The organism is Exiguobacterium sp. AB2 (assembly GCF_000696055.1).
GTDB lineage: Bacteria > Bacillota > Bacilli > Exiguobacteriales > Exiguobacteriaceae > Exiguobacterium > Exiguobacterium alkaliphilum.
This window is the reverse complement of sequence record NZ_JNAA01000033.1, coordinates 1-11,429: the sequence shown is the minus strand read 5'-3', so window position 1 is coordinate 11,429 and position 11,429 is coordinate 1. Positions and strand designations below refer to the sequence as shown.

Genomic DNA, 11,429 nt, shown 5'->3' with positions numbered 1-11,429 from the left:
TGCTCATTTAGGCAATCAATATTGGCATAATTCATTATACGTTGCTTCACTAATCTCGTCGTACCCATATTCACAAAAGTACTCATATGCATCTTCACGAGTATCTCGATACTCTGTTAAGTTAAAGATTTCTTCTTCCAACTCTTCATTTTTCTCTCGAAGATAATCTAATTCTTCAACCATTTCTAGATACTCTTGATATTGCTCTTCCTCATATTCAAACGCTTCTGCTCGTCCTTCCATTCCACGCTCTGCTTCTTCAGCAGCATGATCCGCATTGGCTCCAAATTTATCAATTCCATCGCAACCACTCAACAAGAAAATAGTGGCTATCACAATTATAGATATTCTCCGTCTCATATCCTGCCGCTCCTTTTTAGTGCGTCATTCCGCCGGGACTGTGACCCACGCTCGTTTCAAAGGCAAGGAAGCCTGCATGTCTTCATCTAAATCATCATATACTCGTAGCAACGCCTCAATCAGGTCATCCGAATCCCATAGACGCACTTTAAAGAATTGTTCTTTCGCTTTATTGCGTGCATCTTTTGTGAAGCCTCCTAGTGAGACAACTAATCCGTACGTCGCGCCATAACTTGAGACGACACCTAACAAACTGTTAATGACATCGATCCCCGCTGGTGAAGCCGTGGCTTTTACTTGGACACAAATCCGAGGTTCTTCTAAGCCAAGAACACCTTTCCCTGCCAAAATATCGACACCTCCGTCTTTTCCAGGTGGAGACACGACCGGTTGGAATCCTTCTACTTTTAAGATGGCTGCGACCAAGTCTTGCAAGCGATGTCCAGCAAACTCTCGTTCAATGAGGATCCGGATTTGATCACGTCCGATTGCTTCTAAATCGACGATTTCTTCTTCATCGACATCAATATTCTGTGGAGTAGACAGCAAATCTACACCGTTTATGTAACGTTGCAACGCTTGCGGGATTCTTGTCTCCGCATCGTTGCGCTGGATCCGACATACTGTCATAAATGCACCAAGGGAATACAGTAAATCTTGATCTAGGCGAGTTCGCGGCATGTCTGTCGTTAACCACTTTACTCTTCGAATATGTCTAACTTCTTCAGCAATCGTTGTATTAAATTCGTATTCTCCTGTTACTTGACCGATTGCGATGACCGGTTCTGTCTTCAAAGGCAGCACAACATAATCACCGATTTCCATTTCCGTCGCAAAACGCCAAATTTGATTAGCCTTGTGACTTATTGCTCGTGCTTTAAGTTCCGAATAATTAGACTCATATAATTTAATCAATTCATCTTTGTCTTTAATCTTCGACAGATCACCTAACTCTTCCCAACCGATTGCTACTACATTATGTTCAAGTGCCGCGTTTTCTTGATGTCCTGTTCTCCCAGCTCTAACCAACCAAATGGGTTTGTTCATCATTCATCTGTCCCTTCTATATTTTAATTGAACCACCATCTTCTCCACCAAAGCCTCTTGATACCCCGCTCTCCCTCGCCGTTTCATTTCTTCCACCACGTCTTGCAACTCCACGTCCGTCACCCGATCTAACTTCACCAATCGTTCCTCAGCCAACTCAACACTCGGCTCAGACGCCACATAACTCTCCAAGTCCATGCACCAATAGTCGAGCTTGTCGCCGTAGCGTTCTTTCAACCGTGCCGCCATCTGTAATCCTTCCGGATCGAAATCACCGGCGTACTTCAACTGACAACCCGATGCGACGAGCGCATCTAGTAACCGATAGGCCGCGAGTTTGAACTGACCATGCGTACAGACGAGCGGTGCATCCGGCACGTCATCGAGTAAGCTTGAGAACACACCGGAGTTCTCGACGATCCATACGGTATGTCCTCGGCTTGGTCTCACCCGGTCTACGTTCAACAGCTCACGCATCGGCACGTTCAAGACGCTATGCATCCATGCCGCCCCGTGCCACATCGGATGCTCCGTCCCCTCACGCTCCGCCGTCACATTCGCACATGTCACAAAATTAGTAATGTCGTCCCGTAACAACTTAAATTCCAACAACAAGTCGTTTACCCGTTCCGTATCGCTCGGTGGTGCTCCAATCTGTCCCCGTTTAATATGCAACGCATGGATGAGGAGCTTCCCGAGATCTGTTGTACGGTCGAACGCATGTGGATTGCCGAGGATACGTTGCCCGAACACTGGCAGCCGCTCATAATCAAGTGGCAACCGTTCCATCGCTTGCGACAGTTGCTCGCAAGACACGTCAAATTTATCCGTCTCAACCATCCGATTGATCCAGTGCGTGTCTGCCGTACGCCCCTCTAAATAAGTGAACCAAAACGTGAGGGTCGGATACGTCAGCTTGAGCTCACGAAAACGCTCCGCTCGCTGTCCTTCCATTTGGGCAAGCGCTTCTTGTTTCGTCACAAGCGCTTCTCCGAAATACGCCTCGAGCAACTCGAGCAACGTCACGCCTTCAAACTTGGTCGTCTGAAGTTTCTTCTCGAACGCTCGAAGTGTCACCGTCTTCTTCAACCGGATCGTTGCGACGTCTTCTCCGAAGAAGCGGGCAATCGCTTCAAGTTCATCATGTTTAAATGATTGAATCGAAACCGATCCACCAACTTTTCCGAGCGAGGCATACTTCTTCCGGAACTGTTCAAACAGACGCGAGAAGCCTGTCGATGCTTTGAAGTAGTGTACGGCTTCGTCGACTAACGGCTTCATAACAGCGTCTCTTCTTTCGGATGACGTTTCTCGCCGTCCCACACGTAATGGAGGACGGTGACGTAGTCGGCGTTTTTCGGACGCAACAGCTCACAAATCGACAGCGACGAAATCGTATCGTAATCGCCCCACAGGATTTGCGAGTTCATGATGTAGTCGAAACCGAGTTGCTCGACAATCTCGAACATCTCACGGATGTTGTTCTCGTCGACTCCTGCGAACGCTTCGTCGAGCGAGATGATATACGGCGCCGTATCGGCTGCTTCTTTATATCGGGAGTAACATGCTGTGAAGAGAGGGATGTACATCGCCATCGCTTTCTCCCCGCCGCTGAACTTATCGAATTTATTGTTCGTCAGCTCGCGTTTCGGTTCATTCGTTCGATCGAAGTACAAGACGAATGAGAACCACTTCCGGTAATCGAGCACTTCACGGAGCACTTGCAGGAGCGTCTGTCCTTTGCCGTCTTCTTTAATCATCCGCTTCGCCTTACTCAGTTTTGACCGGAAGTGGGCCGTGATCCGTTCGAAATCCTCGTCCTTCAACAGCTTCGCATCTTGTTTCAAGATGTGGACCAAGTCTTTCGTGTCGAGCTCTTCTTCGCTCTCCGCCGTACGCGGCCGCCATTTGATTGAGAACGTAAGTCCCGATGACGTATTCCGGCTCTCCATCAACTCATTCATTTTTCCGGTCCATTCTTCGGCCCGGCGGATTCGAGAACGGAGTTTCGTCCCGACCGATTTGAAGAGGATCTCTTCATATAGTTCCTTATCACTCTCGTTCAAGACGCTCTCTTGCCGAGCGAACTCTTCCTCGACCGTTTGTTTGACCGCTTGCGGGCTCGCCTGCTGGCCCCGCAAGTCGAGCGAGATGATGCGGCGTGTCGTCTTCTGTTGCCACATCTCGACTTCTCGTCTGAACCGCTCATCGACGACCTGCATCCACGCTTCAAGCGGCAGTTCTTCGGTGAAGTTACGCATCCGGTATTCCATCAAATCATTTTGCTGGTCGATGAACGCTTTCGATAGATGTTCGTCGGCTTTTGAGGCGCTGTTCGTGAGTCGTTTCCCGTACACCGCTTCAACCGTTCGGGACAACGTTTCGGGATCACTCCCGTCCACGTCGAGTGAGACGATTCCTCGTTTCCACTCCGCTTTCAGGGCCGTCTCCCATGCCACTCGCATCTGTTTTGACAACGTGTGGCTATGCTGTTTATCGTCTAGCTTGACCTTGTCAGCTTCAAATTGCGTCTCTCGAGTTGTCACAAGTCGTGAAGATTCCTTCAGATTTTGGTCGATTCGTTCCAATTCAGCTTGGACGTTTTGGATTTGTTGACGGATGTCGTCAGCGCCCTCTCTCGCCAGTTGGTCCTCGATTTGCGCAATATTTTTTTGAACCCGGACCATTTTGTCCTCGAGCTCATTCAATTCACCCATGAGTTCGAGAATGTCTTCTTCCGCTTCCGCCAGGGCCGCCTCCATCGTGTCGAGCCGTTTGTTCGAGGCGACCGCGTTGTCGTGCTCCCGATGTGTGTCGAGTAGTAAATCTTTATAGCTCCCCATCGCCCGCTTCGCTTGTTCAAACGCGACTTGCGTCTTTTCTAGTTCGAACGGCTCAGCCAGTGTATATACCTCACGCTTCAACACGTTGAACCGCTCACTCGTCTGTTTCAACATGTCTTCGATTTGACGGCAACGTCGCTCCAAACTCTCGATTTCAAATCTGATCTTTTGGATTTCTTGATGACTCGTCCGCAAATCCCGGTCAGACGGGAATGCCTCCCACGCCGCTTCAGCCGATTGGATGTGTTGACCCAACTCCGCCTGCTCACCACGTAGCGTCACGCGCTCGAGTTGAAGTTGTTCGATTTCGTGCTGTAACTGTTCAATCTTTGCTTCCCGATATCGTTGACGGGCAGTTCGCCCAAGGAAACGGACGTGTTCGACCGGTACCGCATGTCCGTTTAATTGACCGAGCCGATACGTCCCGTCTTCTCCGATGGACGTCTCGCCATCACCGATGAGGATACTGCGGAGCACGTCGTCGATTCGGTCCGAAGCAATTCCCGTATCTACTGGGCTCGGCTTCAAATAATCGGCCAACGTATGCGCCATCATCTGTGGCGCCGGCAACAAGACCCGGTCGTATGTGACGTCCGCCTCGGTGACGAGAGCGTCTAACATCCCGCTGTCCATGAGCGCGGCTTCAATCCGTTTTTGAACGTCTTCCTCCACTCCGTCCACGAACTCGACGAGTGCATATAACGGAGCGAACACGACGCCGTCGGCCCGCATCTGTTCCCGGGACGCTCTCGTCATCGGGTCGATGTCCGGTTCGGGATCGGTCTTCTTTTTCCACTCGGCAAGTGAGGACTCTATGTTTTGAATGTTCGTATCAATCACGCGTTCGGCCGCTTTCTTCGAGGCCGCTTTTTCACGTAGCCGGTTCTGGTAACCGACCACGTTTGGTCGAACGAGACGCAACACATCCTCATACGTTGACGGGTCATAGTCGTTTCGAAGTGTGCGCTCGATGTGACCCATCGTCTCCCCTTCGACACCAAACTCAGGATGTTCCTCGGTCCAACGATATACGTCTGCGAGATGACGCTCCAAGTCTTGGTCGAATGTCTTTTGCCAATCGGTCTGCTCGTGCTTTTTCTGATCACGCGCTTGTTGCTCATCGGCGAGTTGCTTGTTTTCCGTTTGAAGTTTCCGTTTCGTCTCTTCGAGCGCGCGCATCCCTTCCGCCACTTTGCCGAGCCGTTCCGTATGTTCCCCTACTTCTTGTTTCCACGTCAGGAAATCAAATTCTCGATTCAGGCGACGATAATCGGAGACGTTCAACTCATGACGGTCGAACGCCGCCTGTTCTGCGTCGTACGCCATATCATCAATCAAGTCATCGATCGTTTGGAGTGTCGTGCGATGGACTACCTGTTCTTCGTCTTGCCGCTGTTTGGCGTCATAGATTTTTTGAGCGGTCTTCGCGCGTCGCTCATCCTGCCGTCGATAATCAGCCGTGATGTGCTGTAACGCATCTACTTCTTTCTTCAACTCGTCTTCTAAGTTCCAAACTTTATGGGACGCCAAGCGTTGACGCTGACGCTCGGCCGTCGCTTTGTCTTGGTCGAGCTGTTGAATCAATTGTTTCAGCGTCTCGACCTCATGCGCCCTTGACGTCTGGAGTTCACGTAAATTCTCAAGTTCTTGCGCTTCCGTCATCTCTCGTTCGGTCGCCATCCGGTACTCGACGGCGAGGTCGGCCACATGGCGCTCATTGTACGCATCGTACGTGCGGCTCAACTTCTGAAGCGCGATGAGTTCACGCTCGAGCTGCTCGAGTTGTTGCTTCGTTTGATCCATCTGTTCGATCGTGTCGGACAAATGGCGTAAGTCGTCATCTGACAATGGTGGCAACGCTGCCTCGAGAATCTCGTAGATGACGGTCGGCCTGAAGTCTTTCGACAGTTTCGGGCTCCGCAACTGGATGAGCAACTTGATCAATTCTTCATAGGCATCGATCGACTCGAAGCCGAAGACGTGTTTGTTGACGAGCTGCATATACTCGCCTTGCGTCGTCACGACTTTTCCCCCATCCCCGATGACCCGTTCGAGCTCGACCCGTGAGTACGGGATTTTACTCGTCTGTGTCCCTTGGCGGTCGAGTTTATACAACTCGATGTCGATGTTAATACGGCGGTTGTCCGTGATGACGAACCCCCAGAATTTGAGTGGCTTCCCACGTTTCGCTTGAAGCCCGATCCCGGTCGTCACATATTGATTCGTCTCGGCCTTCTTATATTCGATGAACAAATAGCCTGTCCGCTCTTCCCGGTCGACGACTTCTTTCTCGCCGAGTAAATAGTCTTCCATCTTGCGCGCCCTCGAACCGAACGGGTCGAGTCGGTCCGGTGACTTCTTCCCGTCAAGTAACACGGGCAGGAAGCTCTGCATCGTCACCGATTTCCCCGATCCGTTACTCCCTCGAAGCAACAGCTTCCCATCCGAGAAATCGAACGTCTCTTCTGTGTAATACCAAAAATTGAGCAAGCCTGCCCGGTTCATTTGCCAGCGATTCTGCGCCCTCATTTCGCCAACTCCTCTTCAAATTTTTCTGGATAAACCCCGACGGTGCGACCGAACCCTGACTGGATGACAAGGATCCCTGAATCGGTCTCCACATATCCGAACTCCCATTCACGCAGGAGCGAGACGAGTTCTAGCGCCACTTTTTTTGGGGTGTCTTCTCGATATTGTTTTGGCCAGCCCGGTCCCCATTTAAGCTGGACCGCCTCAATGATTCGCTCGAATTCGGGCAACGTGACCCGAATCTCACCCATCTCGTTGACCGGCAGTTCAAGTTTCCGAAGATGACTTGCCACATGCAAGGCGACGCCCGTGATTCCTTTTTGATTCGGGAACAACGTGTACCGCTGTTTTTGGTCGGGAAGGACGAGCATGGCCGCATTTTTAAACACTTCTAACCGGAACGGCGTGAACTTCTCGAACTCATCTCCGAGTCGGTTCCTGAAGTTACGGATATAGGCGAAGTCCAGGTCGTCTTTGGACTCCCGGTACACGATTGGCGAGAACATGAGCTTGCGATACACACGTTTCCGGCGCTCATCTTCTTTTTGACGGCTCCACTCGCTCGTCAAGATGTCTTGAATCGTCTCGTAATTGAATAAGTCTTCTGGGTAAGACCGCATGAAATAGCGGGCATGGACGCTCACTTCGTACAACACTTCTTCCGTCTCGCTCATCGCGAACGAGTCGACGTCCCCGTCGACCGCACGAATCAACTTCAGTTCATCAAGTTGTTTGAGCGCGCGGACGAGCGATTTACGGTGCCGATAGTTCGTCCAATCGAGCGGCAAGTCGCCAGGGTACATCTCTTGGATGTCTTCCGTGATATGAGACAGCAAGAACTGCTCATCGACCGACTTGCTCTCTGTAAACGCGAGCGCGCAACAGAAAATCGCGTAGTCCATCGGCTCGGTGAACGCTTGGATGCCCATCCATGGCTTCGGGTCGACCGGGAGCTTCTCAAGTTTGATGAAATGTTGATGGACGATTAAATCAAAGCCAAACTTCTCTGTCACGTAACGTTTCAGTTGATGTTCACGTTCTCGGATTTTTTGGTAGATGGGCGGTTGCTCCGTTCGCAATACCCAAAACTGTTCAAAGAGGATTCCAAGCGCCTCTTGCATCCGTTCATCTATTTTTGTTTCCTCACTCATGACGTCACTTCCTCATCGATGAAGTAATATTCCACGTTCGGCATCTCAAGTGTCCCGTCGGTCGCCCGCAAGATGACACGCTCTTCCTCGAGCGTCACCCGCACGCGGCGGCCGTACTCCGTTTTGATGACCCGGTCCTCCCGTACCATCGCTTTACCGAGCCACGACAATAACAGCTTTCGCACATGCGGCTCAATCACTGGAAGTGTTTTGATCGAGATGACACCCGCTTCGATGTATCGTTCAATTGCTTCCTTCTCTTCTTCAAGTTGCTTCAAATGAAGTCGGCGCATCTCCGCAATCTTGTCAGATCGGTCGATGATGGCCCCGGCTTTCGTCGATTCTTTAAATTTCGTCGTTCGTGGTTTCGTCTCGTGCTCGATCGGTGCCTCGTCCCACACGTCGACGTACATGTCGTCGGTCGGAACGTGGTCCCCGTAAAGGTGACGCGTATGGAACACGCCGAACACGACCGAGGACAGCTCATGGGCCGTTTCAATCGTCTCGATCCCATCGAACCACTTTGCCAAATGCTCGTAATCACGGCGCCGGCTCCGAAATTGTTGATGCCGTTCGCTCATGCGTTGAACGATGCGGGTGATGCGGCGGATGGCCTCATTCGTCCGTTCTTGCAGACGTTCAAACTCGCTCTCGCCGTGCGTCGTCCCGAGAAACCATGCTCTCAAGTTACGCCACTTTTCGACTAAGTCGATCATCGGGTCCATGTCGTCTTCTTCGAACCGGAACGCCTGATGCTGATGCCGGACGACTTGTTGGAAGAACGGCTCGAGCCGATTCGTCGTGAGCGACGTCAACAAGTCCTGAATCTGCATGGCCGTCCGCTGCAGCGCGATGATGAAGTCGCGCAAATACGTCGTGAAGCGATCTTTATAGACGAGGAACGCTTCCGTCTTCATCTTATCGACGACTTTCTCACTATGAATATAGGCGATATAGTCCGACGTGTTCTGCGTGATTTGACGGAAATAGAGCATCGCATCTTCCCAAAGCTGGGCACATTCGGAATCGGGCTTTCCGTTTGCCTGAGCGATCGCCTCAAGGACGTGATAGAGCCGCTCGAACTGTGTCTTCTCGAGTGAGCCGCCGAAACTGTCGCCGAGTTGCTCGAGTTGAATCATCATCCGCTCAAACTCGACCGTGTACGGCGTACATTGGTAGCGGAAACTTTTCTTTTTGTATTCTTCAATCGTCTTCGCCTTCCGGTGCTCTTGACTGGCAATCAAGTTGCCCCATTTGACGAGCGACTCTAAATCCTGATGCAACCCGTCCATCGTGTATTCTTGAAATTCTGTATATTGCTTCAAGTACGCATAAATCTCTTCCGGATATAAAAATTCACACATCCGTTCATGCTGGATGTAGAAGTAACGTAAAATCGGACGATAGCTCCACGCCTTCTCCGCCGTCAAATACGTCGCTTCTTTGATTTTCTTTTGCAGCCCTGGTTGCATACGGTTGCCCCTCTCTGTGTTCTCCATGATTAAGCATAATACAGATCAGAGAAAGCGGAAATAGAGCATTCCTGTTTTTGGAAAGGGATGAGCAATTTTTATAGCAGGCGACTTATTAATCGTTTAATTAAACGTTTAATAAAACGCTTTTCATGTTATAGTATATGTAAGGAAAATCGTTGTGAAGGAGGCGCAAGAAGATGGGAACACTAAAAGAAAAATCAGCTGTCTCATTGACAGCTGATCAAATCATTCCAACGACAACTGTGACCCGGTCTTTTAAAAAAGTTCGTGAAAAAGCACAAGCTGTCCCTCTGTTCGTGACAAACGCACAAGGAGAAATTGATACTGTGCTCGTTGGATTTAACCAATTTGAAGAAATGACTGAATTGATTCATCAACAAGCTGCTCTTCTTGAAGAACTAGAACTACTCTCTCGTTTAAATGACGCCACTCAACATTCAGATGAGTTTGTGGATGCAGACGACGTATTCAAGGAATTAGGCATCGAATAATATGTTCAAAGTCGAATTTCATAGAAAAGCCGTCAAAGAACTCAAAAAACTAGATGCGCAGATTATCCGGATCATTAAACAGGACATCGATAAAAAATTGAAAATCGACCCCATTGGTTATGGGGAACCGCTCCGTGGTAAATTAACTGGATGTTATAAATTAAAGTACAAATCTATGAACCTTCGTCTCGTTTATACCGTCAAACAAGATCAGTTGACGATTATGCAAATTACAGAAGAAGATGAACTTGAAGGTGTTGTTCGTATTTTGTCCATCGGAGAACGCACACGAGAAAAAGTATATAAAGAAGCAGAACTAAGAAAAGCCCAAGAAGAATCCGACATGTGATTCTTCTTGGGCTTGTTTATAAGATGCCCGAGAAAATAACATCACAGGCAGCACCACCAATTAGAACGTAGTGGTCTTCATACTCCTTGAAATATTGTTTGAACGTTTCTAACCCTTCCATCCTTGCAACACCCTTTCCATCAAACGCTCGATTTCAATCTCAATCCGAGGATCTTCTTTCTCATAATCAGACAACGATAAAATGATAGACAAAGGATCCATAAGCCGCCCTTCATTTAACTCTAAGCGATATTTCACAACTTGCATTACACATGCAGGATCTTCATCGGACCGGACCGTCTTCATTTCTTTCAATCGAAGTGCTTTTTCTTCTTCACGTGTGATCGCATAAATTGGATAATCAGGTCCGTTTAACATCGTATACTCACTGAATACGGATAGACCACTTATCATGAGTGTATTGGGTTGAATCTTTTTCTCTAATCGATAGTCACGGACCACCGGGTTAAATAAATACGGATAAAAGGTGTCCCAAAACGTGTGTGTGTCTTCTTTTCTAGAAAAAACGCGTTCTTTACCATCTCGGCATACAAGTGATGAATCAATTCCCTCTAACTCATCAAAGATACGTGAAACTGTCATCTTAGAGACATCTAACTGAGTTGCCGCCTCAGCTAGAGACAATCTTGTCCAATTCTTATAAATACTGAGCAAGATAAAACGTTGAGTTTGAAGGGAAACCTTCGTCACTTCCGATAATTCACGGAGATGAGACTTGTGCAGTAGGATTCCCATAAACGGCATATAAATCTGTTCCTCATTCAGAATAAAAGGAATCCCTTTCGCTGTCATCTTGTTCATTTTATACGTAGACAACGTGTTAAAACCAAAAACAACTGGTGTATTCGTCATTTTGCTCAATTTTTTAAAATGTTTTTCAAGTGTTATGACACTCACATTTGTTTGAGGAAGTGCAAACAGAATAGATTGACCCTGAATGATCCATTGACGAAACTTATACGCATTGTTTATTGAAAGAGGCAATTGCAACTGTTTCTGTGTTTCTTTTATGTCGACATGCATCGTTTCTTCGACATAAGATTTCATCGAGGAATCCTCCTTAACATACTTTTTTTAATCATAACACAATTTATGTTATTGTTTAAAAATTAGTGTTAAACATAAAAAAACCACCCACCAGC

Annotated in this window: 9 protein-coding genes; 2 read left to right on the top strand and 7 right to left on the bottom strand. The window is 48.6% G+C overall.

Annotated features, from left to right (window positions below):
- Positions 1-15: 15 nt before the first annotated feature.
- From DI14_RS05125 to DI14_RS05100, 6 genes are read right to left on the bottom strand one after another with little or no spacing between them, the layout of a single operon-like run.
- The gene (locus DI14_RS05125) at positions 16-360 is read right to left on the bottom strand and encodes a hypothetical protein (RefSeq protein ID WP_034806084.1); all 345 of its coding nucleotides are present in this window, start codon (positions 358-360) and stop codon (positions 16-18) included.
- 24 nt (positions 361-384) lie between these two features.
- Entirely contained in the window at positions 385-1,410 is a 1,026-nt protein-coding gene (locus DI14_RS05120; RefSeq protein ID WP_235193397.1) for a restriction endonuclease, read from the bottom strand.
- Complete coding sequence (locus DI14_RS05115) at positions 1,411-2,688, bottom strand: TIGR02679 family protein (protein WP_034806082.1); 1,278 nt, start codon at positions 2,686-2,688, stop codon at positions 1,411-1,413.
- Entirely contained in the window at positions 2,685-6,779 is a 4,095-nt protein-coding gene (locus DI14_RS05110) for a TIGR02680 family protein (RefSeq protein ID WP_034806079.1), read from the bottom strand. Before DI14_RS05110 ends, DI14_RS05115 begins: the two co-directional genes overlap by 4 nt.
- Positions 6,776-7,930 (bottom strand): TIGR02678 family protein, encoded by a 1,155-nt coding sequence (locus DI14_RS05105; protein WP_034806074.1) that lies wholly within the window; start codon positions 7,928-7,930, stop codon positions 6,776-6,778. The genes DI14_RS05110 and DI14_RS05105 overlap by 4 nt, the downstream gene beginning before the upstream one ends.
- Complete coding sequence (locus tag DI14_RS05100) at positions 7,927-9,402, bottom strand: TIGR02677 family protein (protein WP_034806071.1); 1,476 nt, start codon at positions 9,400-9,402, stop codon at positions 7,927-7,929. Before DI14_RS05100 ends, DI14_RS05105 begins: the two co-directional genes overlap by 4 nt.
- Before the next feature lie 200 nt (positions 9,403-9,602).
- Here DI14_RS05100 and DI14_RS05095 point away from each other — a divergent pair, with 200 nt between their 5' ends.
- Both DI14_RS05095 and DI14_RS14985 read left to right on the top strand, forming a co-directional pair.
- On the top strand, positions 9,603-9,917 hold the full coding sequence (locus DI14_RS05095; protein WP_034806069.1) for a hypothetical protein: 315 nt from the start codon (positions 9,603-9,605) through the stop codon (positions 9,915-9,917).
- A gap of 1 nt (position 9,918) precedes the next feature.
- Complete coding sequence (locus DI14_RS14985; protein ID WP_051622581.1) at positions 9,919-10,266, top strand: type II toxin-antitoxin system RelE/ParE family toxin; 348 nt, start codon at positions 9,919-9,921, stop codon at positions 10,264-10,266.
- Positions 10,267-10,374: 108 nt separating this feature from the next.
- Here the strand turns inward: DI14_RS14985 and DI14_RS05085 are convergent, their stop codons facing one another.
- Positions 10,375-11,334, bottom strand: coding sequence for a MarR family transcriptional regulator (locus tag DI14_RS05085; RefSeq protein ID WP_034806067.1), 960 nt, complete (start codon positions 11,332-11,334; stop codon positions 10,375-10,377).
- Between the last annotated feature and the right edge of the window lie 95 nt (positions 11,335-11,429).

Coding starts and splice junctions, on each gene's coding strand:
- DI14_RS05125 (WP_034806084.1), bottom strand. CDS start 360: ATGAGACGGAGAATATCTATAATTGTGATAGCCACTATTTTCTTGTTG.
- DI14_RS05120 (WP_235193397.1), bottom strand. CDS start 1,410: ATGATGAACAAACCCATTTGGTTGGTTAGAGCTGGGAGAACAGGACAT.
- DI14_RS05115 (WP_034806082.1), bottom strand. CDS start 2,688: ATGAAGCCGTTAGTCGACGAAGCCGTACACTACTTCAAAGCATCGACA.
- DI14_RS05110 (WP_034806079.1), bottom strand. CDS start 6,779: ATGAGGGCGCAGAATCGCTGGCAAATGAACCGGGCAGGCTTGCTCAAT.
- DI14_RS05105 (WP_034806074.1), bottom strand. CDS start 7,930: ATGAGTGAGGAAACAAAAATAGATGAACGGATGCAAGAGGCGCTTGGA.
- DI14_RS05100 (WP_034806071.1), bottom strand. CDS start 9,402: ATGCAACCAGGGCTGCAAAAGAAAATCAAAGAAGCGACGTATTTGACG.
- DI14_RS05095 (WP_034806069.1), top strand. CDS start 9,603: ATGGGAACACTAAAAGAAAAATCAGCTGTCTCATTGACAGCTGATCAA.
- DI14_RS14985 (WP_051622581.1), top strand. CDS start 9,919: ATGTTCAAAGTCGAATTTCATAGAAAAGCCGTCAAAGAACTCAAAAAA.
- DI14_RS05085 (WP_034806067.1), bottom strand. CDS start 11,334: ATGAAATCTTATGTCGAAGAAACGATGCATGTCGACATAAAAGAAACA.